Below are 25847 nucleotides of genomic sequence, written 5' to 3'. Positions count from 1 at the left end.
TACCATTGCCGGCCTTTGTCCCCGCCGGAGCGAACGTGAGCATCAAGTCCGATCAGTGGATTCGCCGCCAGGCCGAGCAGAACGGCATGATCGAGCCGTTCGAGGCGGGCCAGGTCAAGCAGGACGGGGACGGACAGCGCATCGTCAGCTACGGCACGTCCAGCTACGGCTACGACGTGCGCTGCTCGCGCGAATTCAAGGTGTTCACCAACATCAACTCGACGATCGTCGATCCGAAGCACTTCGACCCGAAGAGCTTCGTGGACATCGAAGCGGACGAGTGCATCATCCCGCCCAACAGCTTCGCCTTGGCGCGGACGGTGGAATACTTCAGGATTCCGCGCGACGTGCTGGTGGTGTGCCTCGGCAAGAGCACCTATGCCCGCTGCGGGATCATCGTCAACGTGACGCCGCTGGAGCCGGAGTGGGAAGGGCACGTCACGCTGGAGTTCTCCAACACCACGCCGCTGCCGGCACGCATCTACGCCAACGAAGGCGTCGCCCAGATGCTGTTCTTCCAATCCGACGAGGTCTGCCAGACCAGTTACCGCGATCGCGGCGGCAAGTACCAGGGGCAGCGCGGGGTGACCCTGCCGCGAACCTGATTCCGGTGGTAGGCTTCCGGTTCCCGCCCGCCGTGCCCGAGATCCGCGAAATGTCCTCAGTCGTTGCCCTGCGCCGCTGGCGCTTCGTTCCGCTCGCGTTGCTCCTGTTGTCGCTGGCCGCCTGCCTGGGCGGCGCCCGCAACGAGGAACTGGTGCGCAGCGAGGATATCCCGGCCGAATTCGACGTGGTCCTGCTGGCCGAGAAGGACAGCCAGTTCGACTACAGCGGCGTGCCGTTGACCGCCGAGGCGCTCCGCGACGCGATGCGCTACCGCAAGGAGGAAGCCTTGTCGCTGCAGTCGGTGCTGCTCAAGCGCGGCGAGAAGCAGAAGGTCACCGATGCGCATATCCTGGCCCTGATGCGCGTCGCCCACGAGCTCGGTTTCCGCGCCTGGGTCGAGCAGAAGGGTGAAACCGGCGAGATCCGCGTCCAGAGCCGGTCGAAGTGAACCTCAAGGGGATCGAGATGAAACGCTTCGTACGCAAGGTACTGGTGGTCATGGCCGCGCTGCTGCTGGCGCTGCCGGTGCTGGCGAAGGATGTCCGCGACGGCAAGCTGTCGGTGGAACCGGCCCGGGACGACAGGTTCTCGGTCAGCGGCTTCACGATGGGCAAGGCCGAGCTGTACGGCTACCTCAGCGAACTCAAGAGCAGCGAAGGCCTGCGCACGATCGTGCTCAAGCGCAGCAAGAAGGCCAGCGAGGCGCAGCTTCGCGCGCTGGGCTCGATCGCGCGTGCGCTGGAGATCGAGGCGGTCGACACGGACGGCGTGGATCTGCGCCAGCAGGGCGCCCAGCCCTAGTCGCGCTGTTCCGCGTCGCGGTCGTCCGCCGCTCGTTCAGCCTGTCGCGGGGTCTGCGCGGCTACCCTGCCGGCTTCGTGGCGGCTGCCCGCATCGGCCGCCAGGCCTCCGTGGATCTGTCGCGCACGGCCACCGTTGCAGTGCCGACACCCCGGAATCACCGCCCGGCGGTGGAACCCATCGTCGTCCGTCACGTTTTCTTCGATACCGCCGTGCACCTGCGTCGAGTCCTCGTTCTTGCTTTCGCCCTGGCCGGTTTCACGATCGGCGCCGCTGCCTGCGCGGCCAACCCGTTCGTCGAGTGGCGCGACCGGCTGTTCGGGGCCAAGGCCGACGACACGCCGTTGTCGGCGACGGCGCCGCACGAGGCGATCGAGCTGGATTTCGACCGGCCGGAACGTTTCCGGATCGACGAGGCGTCGTTCGAGCGCGACTTTCCCGAAGGCAAGAGCCGCTATCGCGTGGTCGAGCTGCCGCGCCAGGTGGCGCACGCGACCCTGCGCATCCGCGTGCGTGCGGTTCCCAACGACCGTGGCCGCGGCAACACCGTGTTCAAGCCGGTCCTCTACCTGCTCGACGATCGCGACAAGGTGCTGGAGACCAAGGACGTCGATCCGCTCTACATCGACATCCGCCCGTTCAAGCCGACGCGCCTGCTGGCCTGCGTGAACCTCGAAAAGGTGCGCCGCCTGGCCATCGCGACGACACCCAAGGCCGTCGGGACCTCCTTCGACGCGACGGCGCGCGGCAAGCTCAGCGCGCCCAGCAAGGGGAAGTTCTACTACTCGACCGATCCGATGAAGGTGAAGCTGCCGTACGCCGCGACCGGCGAGCTGGTCGTCGAGCTCAGCGAGCAGCCCGCGGCCGACCAGGGCTGCTGATCGCGGCGCACGTTCCGTACAGCCGCCGGCCGGCCGGTCGCGCGGACCGCCGCGGACGGGCGTAGCATCGGCCCGGGCCGCCGGCTACGGCGGCAGGGGAGGACAGCCCATGGCGAAAGTGGCAAGGTGGATCATTCTGGCTGCCGTGGCGGCCTGCCCGGTGGCGGTTCCGGCGCAGACGGCGCCGGCCGACCTGGATCTGGTCCGCGTCGGCGGCACCATCCCCGATCCGGTCGCGGTGCGCGCGCCGCATGACGGCAGTGGCCGATTGTTCGTCGTCAGCCAGCGCGGCAGCGTGCACGTGGTGCGGCATGACGGGTCGGTGGCGCCGACGCCGTTCGTCAGTGTCCCGGTCAGCTTCGACAGCATCAGCGGCCTGCTGGGGCTGGCATTCCATCCGAACTTCGGCCGGCCCGGGCTGGCGCACAACGACGAGTTCTACGTCGCCGCGGTACGGCCGGCGTCCGATCCGCGGCTGGGAACCTCGCCGGACGAGGTCCTGCTGCGCTACCGCGTCTCGTCCGATCCGGACGTCGCCGATCCCGCGTCGACCCTGGTGCTGCGGCTGGCCAGCAACGGCGCCGCGCACTTCGGCGGCGACCTGCATTTCGCCCCGGACGGCATGCTGGTGATGTCGACCGGCGACGGCGGGCAGCAGAACGGCACGCACGGCTTCGCCGAATGCCTCTGGAAGAAGCCGGCCGATGCCAATCCGGCCAGCTGCGGCAGCAGCAGCGCCACGCCGCAGTATTTCCTGCGCGGCAAGATGCTGCGCATCGACGTCGACCGGCGGGGTGCGACGGCCACCGCCGAAATGTGCGGTAGCGTCGCCGGCGCGGCCGCCGAGTACGCGATCCCGGCCGACAACCCGCATGTGGGTAGCGCCGGCACCTGCGACGAGATCTGGTTGCACGGTTTCCGCAATCCGTGGCGCTTCAGCTTCGATCGCGCCACCGGCGACCTGTGGATCGGCGACGTCGGCCAGTTCGTACGCGAGGAGATCGACCTGCGCCGGGCCGGTTCGGTGGAGCCCTTGTTCTATGGCTGGCGCTGCATGGAAGGCACCAGCGTGTTCAACACCGCCAACATCTGCCAGCCGCCGCTGCCGCCCAACGTGCTCCCGGTGATCGACTACGCGCGTGCCGGAGCCCGCTGCGCGATCACCGGCGGATTCCGTTTCCGCGGTCCGGTGCGCGCGCTGCAGGGCATGTACCTGTTCGCCGACTCGTGCTCCAGCGAGATCCTGTTCGCCAAGCCCGGTGCCGGCGACGCCTGGGACGTGTCGGTCTGGCGCGACGATGCCGACGGCTACGGGACCTATTCGGGCTTCGGCGAGGACGAGGCCGGCAACCTCTACGTGGCGCACACCGCGGGCGACGCGATCTACCGGATCAGTTCGCAGGAGATCATGAAGGGCGGCTTCGACTGATCCGCGCCGGCGGATCGGGCCGCCCCGCGGCGGCCATTCCTCCCGCCACGCCGCCGCCGCTCAGTGCGTGCTGCCGCCCGGGACGTGCAGGTCCTGCTCGGTCGCCAGCGCGCAGGCGATCGCGGTGGCGACACCGTCGGTCATCGTCGCCAGCGCCATGCTCGGCTGGCCGGGGCGGGCAGCGACCTGGGCGGGCAGCCAGGGCACATGGATGAAGCCGCCGCGCGTGTCCGGATGGGCGGTCGCCAGCAGGTGCGCCAGGAGGTAGAACACCTGGTTGCAGACGTAGCTGCCGGCGCTCAGCGAGAGCGCGGCGGGAATCGCGCGATCGCGCAGCGCAGCGAGGATCGCCTTGACCGGCAGGCTCGAGAAGTACGCCGGCGGCGCGCCGGCGATCACCGGCTGGTCGACCGGCTGCGCGCCGCCGTTGTCGGCGATGCGCGCGTCGACGAGGTTGATCGCGACACGCTCCAGCGAGAGTTCGGCACGGCCGCCGGCCTGCCCGAGCGCGATCGCCAGGCGCGGCCGGTGACGCTCCAGCAACTGCTGCAGCAGCGGCTGCGTCTGCGCGAAGGTGACCGGCAGGACCGCGCCGACGATCCGGTGGCCGGCGATCGTCCGGCCGTCCAGCTGCTCGACGATCTGCTGCGACGGATTGGCGTGCTCCCCGTCGAACGGTTCGAAGCCGGTCAGCAGCACGCGTGGCTGCCGGACCGGCGTGCGTGCCTTGGCCTGGCGCGGCGCCATCAGCGGAACACCAGCCAGGCCATCAGCGCGATGTTGAAGGCCAGCAGCGGCAGCGCGGTCCCGATCTGGGCGCGGATGACGGCGTGCTGGTCCGGCAGTTCCAGCAGCACCGCCGGCACGATGTTGAAGTTGGCGGCCATCGGCGTCAGCAAGGTGCCGCAGTAGCCGGTCAGCATGCCGACCGCGCCGAGCAGGGCCGGGTCGGCGCCGTGCTGGCGGATCAGCAGCGGCAGGCCGATGCCCGCCATCATGACCGGAAATGCCGCGAAGGCGTTGCCCATGATGACCGTGAAGAACACCATGCCGAACGCGAAGGCGAGCAGGCAGGCGATTCGGTTGCCGGTGGGAATCACCATCCCGATCAGCTCGGCGACCGCTTCGCCGACGCCGGTCGCCGCGAACACGCCGCCGAGCGTCGCCAGCACCATCGGCAGCAGGATCGCCCAGCCGAGGGCGTCGACCAGCCGGCGGCCCTCGCCCAGCGCCTGCAACGGCGGTGCGCGCGTGACGCGCAGGGCGGCGCCGAGTGCGATCAGGCTGGCGAGCGCCAGCGCGCTCAGCGTGAGGGCCTTCGGATCGAGCAGGGGTCGGCCGTTCCAGCCCAGGTGGCCGCCGCCGAAGAACAGCGCCAGCGTCAGCACCGGGATCGACAGCGCCGGCCAGAACAGCCGGTTGCCCAGGCGTCGCGCGGCGGCGCGGCGTTCGGCCGCGGCTTCGGCCGTGTCGGGCTCGCTCCCCAGGCGGCCGCCGGCCGCCAGCAGCCCCAGCGCGATGACGCCGATGCCGGCCGCCTGGGACGGCCACGCCAAGCCGTCGCGCGCGGCGGCCAGGATCGTGTCGCCGAGCGCGAACGGCGCCGCCAGGATCACCCAGAACGCGGCCATCGCGAACCGGCGCTCGCGCAGGTTGAAAAGCGCCGTGCAGGCGAGCAGCGCCGCGATCAGCGCGTAGAGATACTCAATCCGCAGCATCGGCCGCCGCCTGGGTGTTGCGGCTGCGGAGCAGCGCACGCCGGAACAGCCACAGCCGCAGCGCGTGGATCGCGAAGGCGGCCAGCGCCGTCGGCAGCGCCCACAGCGCGATCGTCAACGGCTCCAACACGATGCCGTTGCGCGCGAAGAACCCCTGGATCAACAGCACCGCGCCGATCGCGACGAACACGTCCTCGCCGAAGAACAGGCCGATGTTGTCGGTGGCCGCAGTGGTGGCGCGCACGCGGTCGCGTTCGGCGGGCGACAGCGGGCCGAGTTCGCGCTCGGCGGCCGCCTCGCTCATCGGGGCGGCCAGCGGCCGCACGGTCTGCGCGTGCCCGGCCACATGGGTCAGGCCGGCCATGCTGGTGAGCTGGCGCACCGCCAGGTAGGCGATCTGGAAGCGCGCCAGGTTCATGCGGCGGAAGCCGGCGATCCAGTCGCGCGCGCGCTCGCGCAGGCCGTACCGCTCCAGCAGCCCGACGGCCGGAAGCGTCAGCAGGAACATCAGCAGCGCGCGGTTCTCGATGAAGGCGGTGCCCAGGAGCGCCAGCAGCTCGCCGGGGCCGAAGCCGGCGGCCAGGCCGCTGACCAGGCCGGCGACGATGACGACCAGCACCGGGTTGCGGCGCAGCGCGAAGCCGGCCACCACGATCGCGACCCCCAGCAGCGGCCAGTAGTTGACGGCGGTCGATGGGATCACGCGGGGCTCCCGGCGGGTGGTCGCGGCATCCTAGCAGGATGTCGAAAAAGGGCGCTCCTGTCCTTTTTCGACCCGCACGGCCGCGGCAGAGTCGCGCCACCCACTGCGCGGAGCGACGGCTTGCGTCGTCGCTCCGCGAGCGATCCGTCCATGGATCGCGCCAGGTCGTTTCTCGACGACCGGCCGGCAGCGGATGCGGCCAAGCCGAACCGCCGCGCGTCCGAGCGGATCAGATCGCGAGGCCGAGCGCCTGCGCCACGCCGGCACCGTAGGCCGGGTCGGCCTTCGTGAAGTGGGCGATCTGCCGGCGCTGGATCGCCTCGGGCACGCTGCCGATCGAGGCGGCGATGTTCGCGAACAGCCGCGCCTTCTCGTCGGCGGTGAACAACCGGAACAGCGCGCCGGGCTGGCTGTAGTAGTCCTCGTCCTCGCGGTGGTCGTAGCGCGCCACGGTGCCGCCGAACGCCTCGGCCAGCGGCGGCTCGGCGACGGCCGGGGCGTCGACCGGGCCGCCGAACGAATTGGGCTGGTAGTTCGGCACCGCCGCGCCGCCGGGCAGCAGGCCGCCGTTGTCGTCGCCGCGCATCGAGCCGTCGCGGTGCGGCGTGTGGTACGGGCAGTGCGGCCGGTTCACCGGCAACTGGTCGTGGTTGATCCCCAGGCGATAGCGATGGGTGTCGCCGTACGAGAACAGGCGGCCCTGCAGCATGCGGTCCGGCGAGTAGCCGATGCCGGGCACGACGTTGGCCGGATTGAACGCGCTCTGCTCGACCTCGGCGAAGTAGTTGTCCGGATTGCGGTCGAGTTCGAGGATGCCGACGTCGATCAGCGGGTAGTCGCCGTGCGGCCACACCTTGGTCAGGTCGAACGGGTTGAAGCGGTAGGTCGTCGCGTCGGCCTCGGGCATGACCTGCACGGCCATGCGCCAGCGCGGATGGTCGCCACGCTCGATCGCCGCGTAGAGATCGCGCTGCGAGCTCTCGCGGTCGGTCGCGACGACCTGCGCGGCCTCGGCATCGGTCAGGTTGGCGATGCCCTGCAGCGACTTGAAGTGGAACTTGACCCAGAAGCGCTCGCCCGCGGCGTTGAGGAAGCTGAAGGTGTGGGAGCCGAAGCCGTGCTGCTGGCGCAGGTTGGCCGGGATGCCGCGGTCGCTCATCAGGATCGTCACCTGGTGCAGGGACTCCGGGTGCAGCGACCAGAAGTCCCAGGCGGCGGTCGGGTTGCGCAGGTTCGTGCGCGGGTCGCGCTTCTGCGTGTGGATGAAGTCCGGGAACTTGAGCGGATCGCGGATGAAGAACACCGGTGTGTTGTTGCCGACCAGGTCCCAGTTGCCGTCCTCGGTGTAGAACTTGATCGCGAAGCCGCGCACGTCGCGCTCGGCGTCCGCCGCGCCGCGCTCGCCGGCCACGGTCGAGAAGCGCAGGAACAGCGGCGTCTTCTTGCCGATGCCGGCGAACAGCGCGGCCTTGGTGTAGCGCGTGATGTCGTGGGTGATCGTCAGCGTGCCGTAGGCGGCCGAGCCCTTGGCGTGGACCACGCGCTCGGGGATGCGCTCGCGGTCGAAATGGGCGAGTTTCTCGATCAGCCAGAAGTCCTGCACGACGACCGGGCCGCGGCGGCCGGCGGTTTCGCTGTTCTGGTTGTCGGCCACCGGGCGGCCGGCGGCGGTGGTCAGTGTCGTTTTCGTCATGGCGTGCTCTCGGGCGGGCGGGGACGCGACGAACTGTACGAGGGTGCCGCGATAGCGTGAAGTTGTTTCTATTGAATCGATCGATAGACACTGTCGATCGCAAGGGTCGCACGGGTCAGCGCCGCCTGCGCACCGGCGCCGCGGTCAGGTGAGGTCATCCGCGCAGCGCGCGGGCGCTCAGTCGATCAGGTCGAAATCACCCGCCAGGACACGATCCAGCCGGCCGGTGCGCCAGCCCCGGATCGAGTCGCGGACCAGCGCGGACGGGGATTGGCGATAGCGCCTGACGACGCGCTGGCCGTCGGCGACCGCTGCCGGTGCGTGGCGGCGGTGTCCGGGGCGGTCCGGCCGGACGACCACGTGGAGCGGCAGGCGCGAGGTCGTCTCGCCGTCCTGCTCGTACTCGAGCACGTGCAGTCCGCTCTCCGCTTCGAGCGTGCGCAGCGCGCCGAAACCCGTGATCGCGAGCCAGGCGTACGGCCGGTCGGCATCCTGCGCGAGCACTTCGATCCGCAGGTTCCGGCGTTCGGCCCAGCTGACGTACATCGCCAGCAGCGTGCGCCACCACGAGCGGATCGCGACCGCATCGCGCATCCGCTCGCCGTCGCCGGCGAAGATCTCCACGAGTGCGTCCTGCGGCCGCTGTTCTTCCAGATCGTCCATCGCCATGTCGGCCAGGAACAATCCCTGCGCGAGCCGCTCCGCGTGCTCCGCACGGGTCGTCGTCGCCAGCCGCTCCACCAGCCGGCCGGTGCTCGCCAGCGCGCTCTCCACGCGGTCGCGCCGCTCGATCCTGTCGAGGACCTCGAAGCGCTCGGGCGAACTCCAGAAGCCGGCATCGGCCATGCGGGCGTAGTCGCCCTCGCGCGCCTCGACCCAGGCCGCGCCAGCGGCCCGCGCCAGCATGCGCGCGTGGTGCTCGCGCAGATGCCGGGGCGCATCGGCGAATTCGCCGGCTCTTGCGGCCAATCGGCGCAGATCCGGCGTCTCGCCCGGATCGGCCTGCGGTCCGGGCTCGGCGGCGGGCGCATCCGGGTCGATGAACCGGACATCGAGGTGGTCGCCCTTGCTGCTCACGAACAGGAACTGGTCGCCCTGGGGCGTTCGCTGCTCGACGATGCTGCGCGACAGCGGCGCGAGCAGGTACTGCTCGATCGCGCGCCTGAGCGGGCGGGCGCCCAGGTCGGGCGTGAAGCCGCGATCGAGCAGGAACTCGATCGCCGACGGCTCCCATTCCACCGCCCAATCGCGATTGCGCAGGCCGCGCCGGGTCAGCGCGCGGTCGAGCTCCTTGTGCAGGATGCCGCGCATCAGCGTCCGGTCGAGTGGCTTGAAGAGCACGATGTGGTCGAGCCGGTTGAGGAACTCCCGGCGGAAGGTCTCGTAGACCGCCTTCTCGACCATGCCCCGGGAATACTCGCCGGCGCGCGCCACGAAGCCCGGTCCGGTTCCTCTCGAGAGCGTCGAGCCGACGTTGGACGTCAGGATGATCAGGGCATGGCGAAAGTCGACGGTATTGCCGCCGCGGTCGGTCAGGCGACCGTCGTCGAACACCTGCAGGAACAGGTCCCAGATCTTGGGATGGGCCTTTTCGAACTCGTCGAGCAGGACCACCGAGAAGGGCTGTTCGCGGATTCGGGCCGTGAGGGAGCGGACGCCGCCGCGGGCGTCGTCTTCCGCGATCAGACGCCACGCGGAATCCTCGGATGCGTACTCGCTCATGTCCAGCCGCAGCAGGCGATCGGCGCCGCCGAACAGCAGCTCACCGAGCGCCTTGGCCAGCTCGGTCTTGCCGGTGCCGGTGGGCCCTGCGAACAGGAAGACACCGATCGGGCGCCCCGGGTCGATCAGGCCCGCCTTGAGCATCGCGATCCGGTCGACCAGCCGCTCGACCGCTTCGTCCTGGCCGAGCACGCGGGCCGAGAAGAATGCGCGTACGCTTTCCAGGTCCAGCGGGCGATCATCGTCGAGTATGTCCAGCGGCACGCCGCTGCGGCCGGCGATCGCCGCCAGCAGGGTTTCCCGCGACAGGGGCAGGGTGGGCGGTGTCCGCTCCAGGCTGTGCTGCAGCGCGTCGGCGAGCACCCGCAGCAGGCGGCCGGGCTCCTGGGTGTCGGGAAAGTACTGCGCCACCATCCGGGCCGCCTCGGCCAGCGTGGCAGCGTCCGCGACCGGCTGGCCCAGCAGGTCGGCCTTCTCCTGCGCCCAGGTCATCGCCAGCGCCTGCAGCGCATCGGCATCCGGCGCCGCCACCGGGACGATGTCCAGATGCCGGCGCAAGGCGGGTCTGGCCAGCAGTGCCTGCGTGAGCCCGCGGGGCGGCGCCTCGGCGATCATCAGCAACTGCCCGCGTTCGAGCGCGGGCAGCACCAGATCGAGGATGCCGCGCGGGTCCTGCGTGGTCGCCCCCTTGAGCACCAGGTCCAGCAGGTCGTGCGTGCGCCACAGGGCCTTGGGGCGATTCAGCAGCGAAAGCATTTCCTTGACGCGGCCTTCCAGCTCGCCGACGTACTTCTGGCCGGACAGGATGTCCGCGGCGCTGGCCTCGAAGACCAGCCAGCCGGCCTCGCGCAATCGCGCGACCACCGCATCCACCATTGCGGTCTTGCCGACGCCGTGTTCGCCGGTGGCGACGATCGAACGCCCTGCCAGCAGCTTCTCGCAGGTCTGCGTCTGCAATGTCCGCAGCGCCGCGTGCAGGGTCGGCGCCGTGGCCGCGCCGGCGATGCGGCCGAAACCACCGAGGATGCGCTTTTCGCGATGACGAACGCGCGCGGCGGCGATCTGCGCGAGCGGGTCGGCCAGCGCCGGTTCGCGAAACTTCTCCAGCACCGCCTCGATCGTGGCAAGCGCGGTCTCGTCGATCTCGTCGAGCCTGTTGTCCTCGAAGCGCCCCGGGGCGTGGCGGGCCGCCCATTGCAGGTATTCGCGGAACCGTGACCGGAACAGCGCGTAGTCCCACCAGTAGTCGCGGGCGTGCAGCAGCAGGGCCGGCAGGCTGGCCGCATCGGCACGGGTCTGCAGGTAGTCCAGCACGAAATGCAGGACATAGCCGCCCAGTTGCGGCATCGCGCCCAGCAACCACTCCGGATCGACGTCCTCGCGTTGGGGCAGGGCGGCCGCGGCCGCACAGCCCAGGACGTAGCCCTCGCTGCCCAGGTGCGAGAGCCATTCGCTGCGTGCCAGTTCGGGTGAGGCCATCAGCGCGGCCGCTTCGCGGAACTCGGGCAGCGCATGCAGATGCTGCGGACGCTGGATGCGCTCGTCCTGCGCATCGATCAGGCGCTTGAGCTCGAACAGGCGGTCCCGCGACGAGGACTCGGTGACCTGCACCGGAGACGCCGGTGTTTCGAGCGCCGGCGGTGCGGTCGCCGGAACCGCTGCCGGTCGTCGTCGTCCTCGCAGCTGCGCCAGATGCATCAGCATCAGGCCCAGTGCCAGGCCGGCGACGAACGCGGCGATGCTCATCCTCGTTCGCCCTCCGTCGGCTCGGCCGGTGCCGGCGGCTGGCGAATCCTCTCCTCGAACGACGGGTAGAGCATGTGATTGGCGTAGGCGCTGGGGTGGTCGCCGTCGAAGAACAGCGGCCGGCCGTCGCGCAGGGCCGGGCACATCGTCGCTTCGCACAGCAGGGGGAACGGATCCCAGACGATCACCGACGGCAGGCGGGCGGTGATGCGCGCATAGCTGTCGAGCACCGGCTGCCGATAGCGCTCGAGCCGCTCGCGCGGCTCGGCCATGCCGGGACGGCAGACCGGGTTGCCGGCATTGAAGAAATCGGCGCAGCGGAACGGCGACACCCTCAGGAGCGGTTTCGGGGCTTCGAGCACGACCTGGACACCGCGCGCGATGACCGGCTCGAGCAGGGCCACCAGGTCCTGCTCGGCGTCACGCCGCCGCTGCAGGTAGTCGGCGCCGAGCATGGTCTGCCAGGCTTCCTGCTCGTTCTGGAGTCCGAGCGGCGTACTCAGCCGGGTGATGCGCAGCGCCGCCAGAAACAGCACGTCGCCCGGCTTGGCGCGGGCGAGGATGTCCTCGACCGCGGTCTTGCCCTGGGCCGGGCAGGCGCCGGCTTCCCGATGCGGCTGCAGGCTGGCGAACGTGCAGCCGACGTTGGGGTAGAGCAGGACGGTGGAGCCGGTGCGCAGCACGTATTCGCTCAGCATCGCCGAGTAGGAGATCGCGTGCGAATCGCCGATCGCGAAGACCGTGCGGCCGGACACCGGCTGGTCCGGGCAGTCGCGGCGCGTGAGGATCCACACCGGTGCCGGCCGGTTGTTGTCGTCCTTGAGGTCGAGCACGCAGCCGGGCAGCTCGGGGACCGCCCAGGTGTAGCCGGTGTACCAGTCCTCCGCGTGGCGGCTGACCGTGCTCAGCGACAGCTGCGGCCGCAGGCTGGTGACGCGATCGGACAGCCACCAGGCCGAGACGATCATCGTCAGGCCGGCCGCGATGATGCCCGGCCGCGGCCAGCGGCGCAGCCAGGCGGCGTAGCGGAACGGGCGTTCGATCACCCGGTAGGAGACCTCGGCGGCCACGAAGGTCGCGACGATCGCCGCCATCAGCTGGTTGGGCGTTTCCAGGCCCAAGGTCCAGCGCAGCAGCACGAAGATCGGCCAATGCCACAGATAGAGCGAGTAGGAACGCTTGCCGATGTAGACCATCGGTGCGCTCGCCAGCAGGCGGCGCAGCGGCGAGCTGCCGCCGGCGACGTGCAGGCAGCCGAGCAGGCCGAGTGTCGCCGCCACCGGCAGCATCGCGCCCGGGAATGGAAACGTAGCCGGTTTGGATACCACCAGGCCTGCGATCAGGAGGCCGAGCGACAGCCAGGCGCCGAGCGTCGTCGCGTGCCGGACGAGCGTCGACACCGGTGCCGTCGAGGGCGTCCGGTGCAGGCACTGGAACAGCAGCACGCCGGCGGCCAGTTCCCAGAAGCGCGTGGTGGTCAGATAGAACCCGGCGGCCGGGTCGGCGGTGGCCAGGTGACGCGCATGGAGGACCGAGGCCAGCGCCGCCAGTGCGAACACGCCGGTGCAGGCCGCGCGCCAGCGCCCGGCGCGGGTCCAGGCGAAGAACAGCAGCGGAAACAGCAGGTAGAACTGTTCTTCGACGCCGAGCGACCAGGTGTGGGTATAGGGGTTGTACTCGGAGATCGTGGAGAAGTAGTTCTCGTTGTGGCTCGCGAGGAACAGGTTGCTGATGCCGAAGAACGCGCGCAGGCCGGTCGTTTCGACGGCGGTGCTGAGCCAGGCCGTGGGTACGAACAGGACGCAGAGGAAGCCCGTCACGAGCAGGCAGGCGATCAGCGCCGGCGCGATCCGCTGCAGGCGCCGCGCATAGAAGTAGGCGAGAAACCCGCCGAACCCGCCGCTCCAATGGCTGACCGACGCGCTGACGACGAAGCCGGAGATCACGAAGAAGACGTCCACGCCGGCGAAGCCGCCGGGCAGCCATGTCTTCTGCAGGTGGTAGACGATGACGCTGAGCACGGCGACCGCACGCAGGCCGTCGATGTGCGGAATGTAGGCCGAGCCTATTTCCGAGCGGTGAGACGATGCCGGTGCGGAAGCCAGGATGTCGGCACGCACGTCAGAGGCCCTGCACGGGAGACGGGGCGCGGACGGGGAGCCCGATCGGCCGGCGCGGCCTCTTCCCGATGGCCGGGCTGTGGGTATCGCGTAGGGTCATGCGCGGGGGCCTGCGGGTTCCGGAACGGGCGAAGCGGCGATGATCCCATTACTGCTCGGTCCGCTTCCAGCTGCCGCTTCGCCGGTGGCCGCCGGGCCCGGCACCCCGGTGGCGTTGCGTGCCCGCCAGCGCGCCCGCAGCAGCGTGTTGAGCGGATCGGACCAGGCGCATGCCAGTAGCTCGCCCAGCGCCCAGGCCAGCAGCAAGGTCGGCAGGTGCCACAGGAAGCCCCAGTACGTCCCGGCACCGGTCGCCTGGAATACGGCGACCACGCCGAACACGACGAACATGTGGGTGAGGTAGATCTCGTAGCTGCGCCGGCCCATCGCCCGCAGCCAGCCGAGCCCGCGCGGGGGCCGCGCGCCGCCGGTGCGTGCCTCCCAGGAAAGCGCCAGCACCAGGCTCGCGGTCGAGAGCGTCAGCACCAGCACGGTGCCGTCCCGCAGCAGCGGCCAGAGCAGGTAGCCGAACAGCAGCGTGGCAGCCAGTCCCACGCTGCCGAGCAGGGCCAGCGCGATCATCAGCGCCCGCGGCACCCGCGGCCAGCGGGCCGCGGCCAGCGCGGCGAGGACGCCCGCCGCGATCGCCGCCATGCCCGGCAGGTAGGCCTTTTCCTGCCAGATCTCGTTGCCGACCAGTGCGGCACGCGTCCAGGGTAGCGACAGTGCCAGCACCGCCAGCACCGCGACCAGCAACGCTTGCCGGCGCAGCAGCAGGCAGACCACCGGAAAAGCGAGGTAGAACGCCTCCTCGATCGACAGCGACCACAGCACGTCCCAGCCGCCGGGAAGATAGCCGGTGCGGCCTTCGTACCAGTTCAGGTGCAGGCCCGCCACGGCGAGGATCGCGCGGCCGAGCGACTGCCCCTCGCGGTCGATGACGTGGAACGGCACGCCCGCCAGGTGCAGCACGCTCAGGACCGCCACCACCAGCACCAGCGAAGGCAGGATGCGCGCGGCGCGCAGGGCGTAGAACGTTCCCGGATCGATGCGCGCGAGGCTGCCCCAGCGCGCGATCGCATTGCCGGCGATCAGGAAGCCGGAGATCACGAAGAACACGAACACGCCCTCGTAGCCGTTGTACATCAGCGTGCCGAGGAAGCGTCGCGGCAGGACCGTCTCGAGCCAGCCGTCGCGCAGCGGAATGCGCAGCGCCAGGTGATGGACGACGACCAGCAGGATCGACAGCCCGCGCAGCAGGTCCACGCCGTCGAGCCGCCGGCTGTCCTTGGCCGCCAGGGCGGCGGCCACGCGCTCGCTCTGCGCGGTCATGTCAGAGCATCTTGCGCAGGCGGTAGACCAGGTCGAGTGCCGCACGCGGCGTCAGCTCGTCGGCGTCGACCGCGCGCAGCGTCTCCTCGATCGGCGACGGCAGCGGCGGGGCGAACAGGCCCAGCTGCGACGCCGCCGCCTGTGCCGGGATGGCGGCCGGCGCCGGGTGGCCGCCCGCCTCCAGGCCGAGCAGCACGCGCCGCGCGTCGGCGATGACGGCCTTCGGCAGGCCGGCCAGTGCCGCCACCTGCAGGCCGAAGCTGCGGTTGGCGGGCCCCTCCTTGACGGCGTGCATGAAGACCAGCTGCTCGCCGTACTCGACCGCGTCGAGGTGGACGTTGGCGATCGCCTCGTGCTGCGCCGGAAGCTGGGTCAGCTCGAAGTAGTGGGTCGCGAACAGCGTGAAGGCGCGGTTGACGGTCGCCAGGTGGGTCGCGCAGGCCTGCGCCAGCGCGAGGCCGTCGTAGGTGCTGGTGCCTCGGCCGATCTCGTCCATCAGCACCAGGCTGTGCGCGGTGGCGTTGTGCAGGATGTTGGCGGTCTCGCTCATCTCGACCATGAAGGTCGACTGGCCGCGCGAGAGATCGTCGCCGGCGCCGATGCGCGTGAAGATGCGGTCGATCGGACCGATCGCCGCGCGTGCCGCCGGCACGTGGCTGCCGATGTGGGCGAGCAGGACGATCAGCGCGTTCTGCCGCATGTAGGTGGACTTGCCGCCCATGTTCGGGCCGGTCACGATCAGCATCCGGCGGGCATCGTCGAAGCGAAGGTCGTTCGGCTCGAACGGCTCGTCGCGGACCTGCTCGACGACCGGATGCCGGCCGCGCTCGATGTGGATGCCCGGTTCGTCGACCAGTTCGGGCGGGTTCCAGTCGAGCGCATCGGCGCGCTCGGCCAGCGCGGCCAGCACGTCCAGCTCGGCCACCGCGGCGGCGGCCGACTTCAGCGCGGCCAGTTGCTCGGCCAGGCGATCGAGCAGGGCTTCGTACAATGCGCGCTCGCGCATCAGCGAGCGTTCGCGCGCGGACAGCACCTTGTCCTCGAATCCCTTGAGTTCCTCGGTGATGTAGCGTTCGGCGCCCTTGATTGTCTGCCGTCGCGTGTAGTGGGTCGGCGCCTTGTCGGCCTGGCCCTTGCTGATCTCGATGTAGTAGCCGTGCACGCGGTTGTAGCCGACCTTGAGCGTCGCGATGCCGGTGGCGGCCTTCTCGCGCTCCTCGAGGTCGATCAGGAACTGGTCGGCATTGGTCGCCAGCGCGCGCAGTTCGTCCAGCTCGGCGTCGAAGCCGGCGCGGATCACGCCACCGTCGCGCTGCAGCGCCGGTGGCTGCTCGACGATCGCCACGGCGAGGTGGGCCGCGGTTCCCGCATGCTCGCCGAGGCGGTCCAGCAGGTCCGCCAGCAGCGGACTGTCGATGCCGGCCAGGCGCTCGCGCAGCACCGGCGTGCGCGCCAGGCCGTCGCGCAGCGTGGAGAGGTCGCGCGGGCGGGCCGAGCGCAGCGCGACACGGGCGAGGATCCGCTCGAGGTCGCCGATGCCGCGCAGTTCGTCGCGCAGGCGTTCGGCGGCGCCGTCGAGCAGCAGGCCGACGGCGTGGTAGCGGCGCTCCAGCGTCGTGCGGTCGCGCAGCGGGCGGTTGAGCCAGCGGTGCAGCGCGCGGGCCCCCATCGGGGTCACCGTGGTGTCGAGCACACCGAGCAGGGTCGCCTCGCGATTGCCGGAGGCGTGCCAGTCCAGTTCCAGGTTGCGCCGCGTGGCGGCATCGAGCGCGATCGTCTCGCTCGCGCTTTCGGTCGCCAGGCCCGTCAGGTGTGGCAAGGCGGCCTTCTGCGTTTCCTCCACGTAGCCGAGCAGGCCGCCGGCGGCGCCGACCGCCAGCGACAGGCGATCGGCGCCGAACCCCGACAGGTCGCGCGTACCGAAGAACCGGCACAGCTCGCGGCGGGCCGTCTCGGCATCGAAGTGCCACGGCGCGCGCTTGCGCAGGCCGGGCAGGGCGGTCACGAACGTCGGCCAGGCCACGTCCTCGCCCACCAGCGTCTCCACCGGTTGCAGCCGCGCCAGCTCCGACGCCAGGGCCTCGGCATCGGCCACCTCCGCCAGCAGGAAGCGGCCGGCGGTCAGGTCGACCCAGGCCAGGCCATAGCCGGTCCTGCCGGCGGCGATCGCCAGCAGCAGGTTGTCGCGCCGTTCCTCCAGCAGGGCCTCGTCGGTCACGGTGCCGGGCGTGACGATGCGCACGACCTTGCGCTCGACCAGGCCCTTGGCCAGTGCCGGGTCGCCGATCTGCTCGCAGATCGCGACCGACTCGCCGAGCTTGACCAGCTTGGCCAGGTAGCCTTCGGCGGCGTGGTACGGCACGCCGGCCATCGGGATCGGCGCGCCGCCCGAGGCGCCGCGCTGGGTCAGCGTGATGTCGAGCAGGCGCGCGGCCTTGCGCGCATCGTCGTAGAACAGCTCGTAGAAGTCCCCCATGCGGAAGAACAGCAGCACGTCCGGGTGCTCGGCCTTGGCTGCGAAGTACTGGCGCATCAAGGGCGTGTGCTGCTCCAGGCCCTTGGCGCTCCTGGTGCTTTCGGATGAATCGGTGGCTCGGGACATTCGGTCGACCAGGGCGGTGGCGGTTCTTGGAGGGGGCCGGGCCGATGGGCGGCGATCCGGCTTCATCCAGTGTCCGCGGATGCGATGCGGCGTGCATGTTTCCACGACCTTCGGTCGAAAGGAAAGGCGCGGCGGCCGGTCCGGCGGAAAGGAACGGGGGCGCAGGTCTCGTCCCCGGGTTCGCGGCGGCCGCTGGGCAGGGCCGGGGCGTGGCGATCCGCCCCTGCGCAAGGTGCGCCGGTGCGCGCGGTGCCCGGCCCCGCGCCGGCGCGATCGCTCAAGCCTGCCGTGCGCCGGCGGCAGACAGCGCCGGGCCGGCAGCCGGCTCCGGGTCGCCCCACAGCAGCTTCTTGTACTCGAAGCCGTGCTGGATCGTCGGCTTGACGATTGCGAAATACGGCGACAGGTCGAAGTCGCGTGGCGCGTAGAGCGAGTGGTGACGGATGTGCAGCACTTCGCGCTGCGCGTGCCGGCCGCGGGCGCGCTGCTCGCCCTGCGGCGCCACCTGCTCGATCTTCGGCAGGATCGGGTAGCGAACCGACTCGAACGCCTGCGCGATCAGCGTCGAGCAGATGGCGCGCGTCGGGTCGCCCGACCCCAGGGCGATCATGCGCCGCCGCCAGCGCACCGGAACCGGTATCGGTACCAGGTAGCGCATCAGGTCCAGGAGGTTCTTCATGTCGTACTCCAGGCCGATGCGGTCGATCGCGAACCGGCGCACCGTGTCCCGGTCTTCCGGCGTGAGGCCGACCGGCCGGCAGATCCGGGTATGGAAATCGCGGTACTTGGACAGCGGCGCGGAGACGACGCCTTGGTCCAGCAGGGCCTCCACCAGCACGTGCGGCTCGCCGTCCGGCTCGTTGCGGCCGGCGATCGGGCCGACGTGGAGGGCGGCGTGCGACCAGGTGGACTGGGTGAGGTACTTGATGATCGCCGAAACGCGCGTGTCGCCCTCGACCAGCAGGATATCGGTCGGGTGCAGGGCGTGCCGCAGCGCCTGCGCGTCGCTCGGGGTCGTCGGCCGGTAGCCGGGCGACCGCTGCGTGAGGAACCGGGCGATACGCCTGCCCAGGGGTTCGATGAGTCGTTCTCCCATGATCGCCTCGCGGCATGCGCATCTATCGTGCGCATGTGAATTGAACGCAGGTGACGCCGTGGAATGCCAGAGCCCGGGGTGGGCGCGGCAGCGCCGGCGTCCGATGCCAGAGCGGCCGTGACACGCCGGGACATGGGCGCCCGGCGGTGCCGGTTCAACCAGGCTCTAGGGCGTGTCATCAATCCCTCGGTAGGCCGCGCCGTTCTTGCGTGCGTCCGGGCCAAGGAAGAGGGAGGACGTGGACGTCGGTCCACGCCCGAGCGATGACGCAGTCCCGGGCGCACGCAAGAGCGGCCCTACGGGTTGGCCCTGGAAAGCCGCCAGCGTGCGTTGCGCGGCTTGACCTGACGGCCAGTCAGGCGCGGCGCCACACACCACCCCCTGACGACTTTCCAGGGCCAACGCGACCTGCCGGGGGATTGATGACACGCCCTAGTCCAGTTCGTCGGCCGGCGTGCGTTCCCGCGCCGGCCGCTTGGCGAGCTTGCGCTGCAGCGAGCGCCGGTGCATGCCGAGCATGCGTGCCGCGGCCGAGATGTTGCCGGCGGTGCTCGCCAGCGCCTGCTGGATGTGCTCCCACTCCAGGCGATTGAGCGGCGTCATCTGCACGCCGACCTCCGGCGCCGGCAGCGGCTCGCCGCGCAGTACGCGCAGGATCATCGGCACCGTGGCCGGCTTCGGCAGGTAGTTGTCGGCCCCGCGCTTGATCGCCTCGACCGCCGTCGCCACGCTGGCGTAGCCGGTCACCAGGATCACGCGCATGTCGCTGCGCAGCGCGCGCAACGGGGCGATCAGGTCCAGCCCGGTCTCGCCGTCCAGCTTGAGGTCGACCAGGGCGAAATCGGGCTGCAGCCGCCGCGCGCAGGCCAGCGCCGCCACGCCGGTGGTGGCGACGGCGACCTCCAGGCCGCGGCGCTCGAGCGAGCGCTGCAGCGCGCGCAGGTACAGTGCATCGTCGTCGACCAGCAGGCCTCGCTTCATCGGGTCCGTTCCTTGCGTCCGGCCGGCAGGTGGAAGCGCACGCAGACGCCGCGGCCGTCGCTGGCCTGCATCGACAGCTCGCCGCCCAGCCGTTCGACGGTGGCGTGCGAAAGCGCCAGGCCGACGCCGAGGCCGTCGGGCTTGCTGCTGCCGAACAGCGTCCCGGGCAGGAATGGCCGGGCAGCGTCGAAGCCGGCGCCGTAGTCGCGGATCTGGCCGCGCAGTCCGGTCTCGTCGGCGTCCAGGTGCAGGTCCACCCGTGGCGTGCCGGCCTGCGTGCCGGCATCGGCGGCGTTGTTGAGCAGGGCCTGCAGCAGGTGGCCCACGGCGGGATCGACGGCCGCGTGGCGGCCGATCGCGCCGCTGCGCCGCAGCTCGATCGTTGGCCGCACCAGCTGCCAGCGCGCGATCACCTGTTCCAGGTCGACCTCGAGTGGCGGTGCGCCGGCGGTGGTCGCTTCCGCCGGCGTGGCCAGCTCGCGGACACGGTCGCGGCACACGTCCACCAGCTCGCGCATCGTCGCGTGGTCCTCGTGCATGTCCGCCGGTGCCGGCCGCTCGAGCAGGTCGTCGAGCATCAGCGTCAGCGTGGCCAGCGGCGTGTTGAGCTCGTGCGCGACCGAGGCGGCATGCGTGGCCAGCGCGACGATGCCCTCGTTGCGCGCGAAGCGCTCGCGCAGCAGCGACAGCTCGTGCTCGCGCCGGCGCAGCGCGATCGCCAGGCGCGAGAAGAAGTAGAGCACGACGCCGGCGGAGATCAGGAAGTTCACCGCCATGCCGACCAGGTGCAGGTCGAAGCCGTCGATCGCCAGTCCGTGCAGGTGCGGCAGCGGCTGCCCGAACCAGGCCGCGGCCGCATAGCCGATGCCGCAGATCGCCGCGGTGGCGTGGATCCACGGCAGCGGCAGCGCCAGCGCGGCGAACGCGATCGGCAGCAGGAACAGCGACGTGAACGGATTGGTGACGCCCCCGCTCCAGCCGACCAGCCAGGCCAGCGCCGCCACGTCGACGGCGATGTGCGCGAAGGTCTCGGCCGGGCCGGCGTCGCCCCGGCGCACGCGCCAGCTCGCGTAGACGTTGAAGGCGGCCAGCGCGGCGATCGCCAGCCACAGCGGCATCGGCGGCAGTGCCAGGCCCAGCGGGCCGGTTGCGATCAGCACGGCCGCCGCCTGGCCGGCGATCGCCAGCCAGCGCAGCGTGCACAGGGTGCCGAGAAACGAGGCCGGGGGCGTCCGCATCGCGCGATTATCGGCCCTCGCGCCGGTGCCGGGGCGCGACCGGCGGTCGCAGGCTGCCGGACCGGCGCCCGGCCGTACCGCTCCGCGGTTCAGTAGGCGGCGGTGGCGATCTCGCGCAGGTAGCGCGGGTGCTCGATCTCGTCGACGAAGGCATCGGCGTAGTCCGGATACGCGATCCGGCTGTGGCCGGTCTCGTCCACCCGCAGCGTGCGTGCCTGGCTGCGGTAGTGTCCCAGCCGCGGCCCGGGCCCGATCTCCGCGGCCGGTGCGTAGAACGTCCAGTCCAGGTCCGGCGCCGCGCGGTAGACCGCCAGCGCCTCGCGGTGGGCGAGCGCCGCGGGGCGGTAGGCGTCCGGGAATCCAGGCGTATCGACCAGTTGGACGCCCGGCGCGACCTCGAGACTGCCGGCGCCGCCGACCACGATCAGGCGCCGGATGCCGGCCGCGCGCGCGGCGTCGACCAGTGCGGCGGCCGTTCGCGCCAGCGCGGCGACGTCCGGGCCGTCCGGGCCGAATGCGCTGGCCAGGACGTCGTGGCCGCGGACGGCCGCTGCCAGGGCCGGTGGATCGTCCAGGGCGGCGACGACGGCACGGGCGCCGGCCAGTTCCTCCGGCAGGGCGCCGTCGCGGCGGGCCACGGCCGTGACGGCATGGCCGCGATCAAGTGCGGTCCGGGCGATCTGGCGCCCGATCTTTCCGGTGGCGGCGACGAGGGCGATCTTCATGGCGGGATTCCGGCCGGCCTTGGAGCAGCCAGCATCGCGCCGATGCCAGGGCCAGGCAAGCGGCGGCGGTCAGGCGCGTTCGAGCCGGTCGAACGCGAACAGCGCGGCAAGCGGATGCGGCCGCCGCTCGATCCGTGCGCGGATCAGCTCGGCGCCGAGCATCGAGTAGGTGATCCCGTTGCCGCCGTAGGCCATCGCGAACAGCACCCGCGGTCCCAACTGCCGGTGCGGCCCGAAGAACGGCAGGCCGTCGCGGGTCTCGGCGAACGTGCCGGCCCACGAGAACGTCGGCTCCGCCGCCAGGTGGGGGAACAGCTTGCGTACCTTCCGCGAGAGCCGCGTGGCCTTGCGCTCGACCCGGGTGTCGCGCCGGGCCGGGATGTCCACGGCATCGTCGTCGCCGCCGACGAGCAGGCGGCCATCGGCCGTGGCCCGCAGGTAGAGATATGGGCGGGCCGATTCCCAGACCAGCGTGTCGGCCAGCGGCCCGAGCGCCGCCGCGGCGAGCGGGTCGGTGACGAAGGCATAGCTGCTGCGGTTGCGGGCGACGCGCTGGTCGATCCACTGCTGGCAGGCGTAGCCGGCCGCCAGCACCGCATGGCGCGCGCGGATGGTCGCGCCCTGCCGGGTGCGCAGCGCCACGCCGCGGCTGGTGGTGTCGATCGCCGCGACCGCGGTGCGATCGAACACCGCGGTACCGCGCCGGGCCAGGCGCGTCAGCAGGCGGTAGGTCATGCGGTACGGGTCGACGCGCGCGGCGAGCGCGCTCAGGATCGCGCCCGGTGCCGAGAAGCCGTAGCGTTCGCGCAGGGCGGCGGGCTCCAGCCATTCGACGGCGAAGCCGTGCCGCGCGCGCAGCGCCGCCTCCTCCAGCAGGGCCGACCGATGGCGCCGCCTGCTGGCGTAGTAGAGGCTCCGGTTGCGTGCGAAGCCGACGTCGCGCACCTCGCCCGCCTTGGCCTGCAGCTGGCCGATCGCCTCCGCGCAGCTGCGGTAGGCCAGCACTGCGGCGGCCTCGCCGTAGCGCTGGGCCAGGTCCACCAGGTGGGTATCGATCTCGTACTGCAGCAGCGCCGTGCTGGCGGCAGTGCTGCCCCAGCCGATGTCGCGCTGCTCGATCACGGCGACGTCGTGGCCGGCGCCGGCCAGGGCATCGGCGATCAGCGCGCCGCTGATGCCGCCGCCGACGATGGCGACGTCGCAGCGCAGGTCCCGCTCGAGTGCGGGAAACGCGTGCATCAGTCCGTTCCTGATCGCCCAGAAGGGATAGCCGCTCTTGAGGTCCATGGGTTCGTTACCTGCCGGGCCCGACGCAGCGGCATCATGCGCGAGATCGCGCGGCGATGCTTCCGCCGGGTGCGCCGGCTCGCACGTGCCGGGCCGGCCGGGAGCGCACTCGACGCCCGCGCGCGGATCGGCTACCGTCCCCGCGCATCGCCCCTGGCTTCCGCGGAGCCGGACCATGTCCGCCCCCCACGTTCACGACGACGCCGATCTGGCGCTGCTCGGCCAGTCGGTCGCCGAGCTCCTGGTCGCGCGCGGGATGAGCATGGTCACCGCCGAATCGTGCACCGGCGGCTGGATCGCCAAGGTGCTGACCGACATCGCCGGCAGCTCGACCTGGTTCGAGTGCGGCGTCGTCGCCTACAGCTACGAGGCCAAGGAAGCCCTGCTCGGCGTTCAGCCGCAGACCCTGGAACGCACCGGCGCCGTCAGTCAGGAAACCGTCGTGGAGATGGTCTCCGGCGCGCTGGCGCGCTACGGCGCCAGCGTCGCGGTGGCGGTCACCGGCATTGCCGGCCCTGGCGGCGCCACGCCCGGCAAGCCGGTCGGCACGGTCTGGATCGGCTGGAAACGGCGCGGCGGTTACGCGAAAGCTGAACTGTTCCATTTTCCCGGCGACCGCGAGGCGGTACGGCGCAGCACCGTTGCCGCCGCGCTCGACGGCCTGCGCCGGATTCTTACGAGCTGACGCGCCGTCCGCCCCTGTTCCGTCCCGGGCGCTGTGGAATAATGCCGGGCACTCCCGCCGCGCCGTCTCAATCGCTGAGATGCGGGCGCGGCATCCTCCGCGCCGATCAAACACACAGAGGTACCGCCCGATGGACGACAACAAGCGCCGCGCGCTCGCATCCGCGCTTTCCCAGATCGAGAAGCAGTTCGGCAAGGGTGCCGTCATGCGCATGGGCGATCGTACCGACGACGCGATCGAGACGGTCTCGACCGGCTCGCTGGGCCTGGACATCGCGCTCGGCGTCGGCGGCCTGCCGCGCGGCCGCGTCGTCGAAATCTACGGACCGGAGTCGTCCGGCAAGACCACGCTGACGCTGCAGGTGATCGCCAGTTGCCAGCGCAACGGCGGCACCGCGGCCTTCGTCGACGCCGAGCACGCCCTCGATCCCAGCTATGCCGAGAAGCTCGGCGTCAACGTCGACGACCTGCTGGTCTCGCAGCCCGACACCGGCGAGCAGGCGCTGGAGATCGCCGACATGCTGGTGCGCTCCAATGCGGTGGACGTCGTGGTCATCGACTCGGTCGCCGCGCTGACGCCGAAGGCCGAGATCGAGGGCGAGATGGGCGACTCGCACGTGGGCCTGCAGGCGCGCCTGATGAGCCAGGCGCTGCGCAAGCTGACCGCCAACATCAAGAAGTCCGGCTGCCTGGTGATCTTCATCAACCAGATCCGCATGAAGATCGGCGTGATGTTCGGCAGCCCGGAGACGACCACCGGCGGCAACGCGCTGAAGTTCTACGCCTCGGTCCGCCTGGACATCCGCCGGATCGGCGCGGTCAAGCGCGGCGACGAGGTGATCGGCTCGGAGACCCGCGTCAAGGTCGTCAAGAACAAGGTCGCGCCGCCGTTCCGCCAGGCCGAGTTCGAGATTCTCTACGGCGAGGGCACCTCGCGCGAGGGCGAGCTGATCGAGCTCGGCGTCGCCCACAACCTCGTCGACAAGTCCGGCGCCTGGTACAGCTACAACGGCGAGCGCATCGGCCAGGGCAAGGACAATACCCGCCAGTACCTGCGCGAGCATCCCGAGATCTCCGCGGCGATCGACGCCCAGCTGCGCGCCAAGCTGCTGGTCAGCAACGGCAATTCGCCGCTGCCGGCGGTCGAGGTCGAGGAAGCCTGATCGCGGCCGGTCCGGGCGTACGGCGCGCAGGCCGGTCCGGCAGGCGCCGGCCCGGCCGTGCCGTGGCGACCGGTGGCCGGGCCGGGTCCGGTCCGCCGGTCCGCCGGCCCGACCGTCGGTCGGCTGCCGGCTGGACGCACCGTGGGGGCCTCGCTAAGGTGCTGCGGCATCGAGGGGCCGTCCGCCGGCCGCCGTGCCGATTCGGGAAGGATAGAGCCATGCATCGCATCGTCTTCGCCAGCATCGTGCTGTTCGCGCTCGGTACCGGCAGTCTCCATGCCGCCGAACTGACGTCCCTGCCGCCGCTGCCGACCGCCAGCGGGTTCGTCGCCGGCCGGCCGGCCACCCAGGCCGACGTCGACGCCGGCAACGCGGTGTTCGTGATCGGCGACGGGGCGGTTTCCACCGGATCGCCGCTCGCGATCGACGTCCCGCAGTACGCGCTGTTCGTGGACGAGGGCGTCAAGACCGTCGTCGTCGTCGTGCAGGCCGAGCGTGGCGTGGACGGTAGCCGGATCGGGGCGCGTAAGGTCGACGGCTCGACCCTGGTGGGCGCACTGGAAGAGTTCGAGCTGCTCGGCACCCAGCCGGATGCCAAGCGGATCGCGCCCAACTGACGACCGCAGCCGCATCCTCCGGCCGTCCTCGCGGTGTCGACGGCCGCCGGCCGGCCGCCGCGCCACTCCGGTGCGCCGATCATGACGTCCCGTCCGCCACGAACGCCCGCAGACAAGCCCGCCGCCTATGACCGGGCGCTCGGCTGGCTGGCCCGGCGCGAGCATTCCCGTTCGGAACTGCGCACGAAGCTCGCGCGGGGTGGCCATGCCGCCGACGAGGCCGCCGCCGCCCTGGAAGCCCTGGAAGCCGGTGCGCTGCAGAGCGATGCCCGCTTCGCCGGGGCGCTGGCGCGATCGCGCGCCGGGCAGGGCTACGGCCCGCGGCGCATCGTCGCCGAGTTGCGTTCGCACGGTATCGCCGATGCCGCCGTCCGTGATGCGCTGGCCGAGGTCGACGTCGACTGGCTGGCCTCGGCCCGCCGGCAGCTCCAGCGCCAGTACGGACGCACGCCGGCGCGCTCGGCCCAGGAGCGCGCGCGCCGGGCCGCCTTTCTCTTGCGCCGAGGCTTCGATGGCCCCACAGTGGGCGCCCTGACGCGCGCCGACGCCGGCAGCGACGACGATTCCTTCGATTGAAACGCCGTCCCGCCGTGCTGTCCCGGCCGGGTGTGGCCGGTGCCGGCCGCCGGTCCGAAGCGTCCTCCGATCCGCCCGGAACCGGGCG

General features: G+C 71.2%; 22 protein-coding genes. 9 read left to right on the top strand and 13 right to left on the bottom strand.

What is annotated here, in order from left to right:
- Window positions 1–35 precede the first annotated feature (35 nt).
- The 5 genes from dcd (at window position 36) to I596_RS10800 (ending at window position 3717) form a co-directional block, all read left to right on the top strand.
- The gene (gene dcd, locus I596_RS10820) at window positions 36–605 is read left to right on the top strand and encodes a dCTP deaminase (protein WP_067647610.1); all 570 of its coding nucleotides are present in this window, start codon (window positions 36–38) and stop codon (window positions 603–605) included.
- A gap of 50 nt (window positions 606–655) precedes the next feature.
- Window positions 656–1054 carry a hypothetical protein gene (locus I596_RS10815; protein ID WP_150132115.1) on the top strand — a complete coding sequence of 133 codons (399 nt, stop codon included), beginning with the start codon at window positions 656–658 and terminating at the stop codon, window positions 1052–1054.
- Between the two features lie 17 nt (window positions 1055–1071).
- Window positions 1072–1407, top strand: coding sequence for a hypothetical protein (locus tag I596_RS10810; protein WP_150132114.1), 336 nt, complete (start codon window positions 1072–1074; stop codon window positions 1405–1407).
- A 212-nt stretch (window positions 1408–1619) separates the two neighbouring features.
- On the top strand, window positions 1620–2288 hold the full coding sequence (locus I596_RS10805) for a hypothetical protein (RefSeq protein WP_150132113.1): 669 nt from the start codon (window positions 1620–1622) through the stop codon (window positions 2286–2288).
- Window positions 2289–2397: 109 nt separating this feature from the next.
- The gene (locus tag I596_RS10800; protein ID WP_083965514.1) at window positions 2398–3717 is read left to right on the top strand and encodes a PQQ-dependent sugar dehydrogenase; all 1320 of its coding nucleotides are present in this window, start codon (window positions 2398–2400) and stop codon (window positions 3715–3717) included.
- A 60-nt stretch (window positions 3718–3777) separates the two neighbouring features.
- Here the strand turns inward: I596_RS10800 and pcp are convergent, their stop codons facing one another.
- From pcp to I596_RS10735, 13 genes are all read right to left on the bottom strand, one after another.
- On the bottom strand, window positions 3778–4464 hold the full coding sequence (gene pcp, locus I596_RS10795) for a pyroglutamyl-peptidase I (protein WP_067647595.1): 687 nt from the start codon (window positions 4462–4464) through the stop codon (window positions 3778–3780).
- Window positions 4464–5435: a 5-oxoproline transporter, DUF979 family subunit gene (locus I596_RS10790; protein ID WP_067647592.1), complete on the bottom strand. Its 972-nt coding sequence runs from the start codon at window positions 5433–5435 to the stop codon at window positions 4464–4466. The genes pcp and I596_RS10790 overlap by 1 nt, the downstream gene beginning before the upstream one ends.
- On the bottom strand, window positions 5422–6138 hold the full coding sequence (locus tag I596_RS10785) for a DUF969 domain-containing protein (protein ID WP_223303815.1): 717 nt from the start codon (window positions 6136–6138) through the stop codon (window positions 5422–5424). Before I596_RS10785 ends, I596_RS10790 begins: the two co-directional genes overlap by 14 nt.
- Window positions 6139–6367: 229 nt before the next feature.
- The gene (locus tag I596_RS10780) at window positions 6368–7831 is read right to left on the bottom strand and encodes a catalase (protein ID WP_067647590.1); all 1464 of its coding nucleotides are present in this window, start codon (window positions 7829–7831) and stop codon (window positions 6368–6370) included.
- 177 nt (window positions 7832–8008) lie between these two features.
- Entirely contained in the window at window positions 8009–11299 is a 3291-nt protein-coding gene (locus I596_RS10775; protein WP_067647588.1) for an AAA family ATPase, read from the bottom strand.
- Complete coding sequence (locus I596_RS10770; protein WP_067647584.1) at window positions 11296–13419, bottom strand: acyltransferase family protein; 2124 nt, start codon at window positions 13417–13419, stop codon at window positions 11296–11298. The genes I596_RS10775 and I596_RS10770 overlap by 4 nt, the downstream gene beginning before the upstream one ends.
- A gap of 96 nt (window positions 13420–13515) precedes the next feature.
- Window positions 13516–14790: an acyltransferase family protein gene (locus tag I596_RS10765; protein ID WP_067647581.1), complete on the bottom strand. Its 1275-nt coding sequence runs from the start codon at window positions 14788–14790 to the stop codon at window positions 13516–13518.
- Between the two features lies 1 nt (window position 14791).
- The gene (gene mutS / locus I596_RS10760) at window positions 14792–17458 is read right to left on the bottom strand and encodes a DNA mismatch repair protein MutS (RefSeq protein WP_083965512.1); all 2667 of its coding nucleotides are present in this window, start codon (window positions 17456–17458) and stop codon (window positions 14792–14794) included.
- 211 nt (window positions 17459–17669) lie between these two features.
- A complete protein-coding gene (locus I596_RS10755; protein ID WP_067647575.1) occupies window positions 17670–18488 on the bottom strand; it encodes a C40 family peptidase in 819 nt (272 codons plus the stop codon).
- Window positions 18489–18920: 432 nt separating this feature from the next.
- Window positions 18921–19469, bottom strand: coding sequence for a response regulator transcription factor (locus tag I596_RS10750; RefSeq protein ID WP_067647572.1), 549 nt, complete (start codon window positions 19467–19469; stop codon window positions 18921–18923).
- Window positions 19466–20707, bottom strand: a complete 1242-nt coding sequence (locus tag I596_RS10745; RefSeq protein WP_067647569.1) for an ATP-binding protein — start codon at window positions 20705–20707, stop codon at window positions 19466–19468. The genes I596_RS10750 and I596_RS10745 overlap by 4 nt, the downstream gene beginning before the upstream one ends.
- An 89-nt stretch (window positions 20708–20796) precedes the next feature.
- A complete protein-coding gene (locus I596_RS10740) occupies window positions 20797–21432 on the bottom strand; it encodes an NAD(P)-dependent oxidoreductase (protein WP_067647566.1) in 636 nt (211 codons plus the stop codon).
- 69 nt (window positions 21433–21501) lie between these two features.
- Window positions 21502–22719, bottom strand: coding sequence for an NAD(P)/FAD-dependent oxidoreductase (locus tag I596_RS10735; RefSeq protein WP_067647561.1), 1218 nt, complete (start codon window positions 22717–22719; stop codon window positions 21502–21504).
- Between the two features lie 175 nt (window positions 22720–22894).
- Between I596_RS10735 and I596_RS10730 the strand changes: the two genes are divergently transcribed.
- The 4 genes from I596_RS10730 (at window position 22895) to I596_RS10715 (ending at window position 25759) form a co-directional block, all read left to right on the top strand.
- Window positions 22895–23404 carry a CinA family protein gene (locus I596_RS10730; protein ID WP_067647558.1) on the top strand — a complete coding sequence of 170 codons (510 nt, stop codon included), beginning with the start codon at window positions 22895–22897 and terminating at the stop codon, window positions 23402–23404.
- A 130-nt stretch (window positions 23405–23534) separates the two neighbouring features.
- Complete coding sequence (gene recA, locus I596_RS10725; protein ID WP_067647555.1) at window positions 23535–24566, top strand: recombinase RecA; 1032 nt, start codon at window positions 23535–23537, stop codon at window positions 24564–24566.
- Between the two features lie 218 nt (window positions 24567–24784).
- Entirely contained in the window at window positions 24785–25183 is a 399-nt protein-coding gene (locus I596_RS10720) for a hypothetical protein (protein WP_067647552.1), read from the top strand.
- Between the two features lie 81 nt (window positions 25184–25264).
- Window positions 25265–25759 (top strand): regulatory protein RecX, encoded by a 495-nt coding sequence (locus I596_RS10715; RefSeq protein WP_067651785.1) that lies wholly within the window; start codon window positions 25265–25267, stop codon window positions 25757–25759.
- Window positions 25760–25847 lie beyond the last annotated feature (88 nt).

The organism is Dokdonella koreensis DS-123 (assembly GCF_001632775.1).
In the GTDB taxonomy this organism is placed as follows: Bacteria; Pseudomonadota; Gammaproteobacteria; order Xanthomonadales; family Rhodanobacteraceae; genus Dokdonella; species Dokdonella koreensis.
The sequence above is the reverse complement of the archived record's forward strand: the minus strand, read 5'-3'. Positions and strand labels throughout refer to the sequence as shown.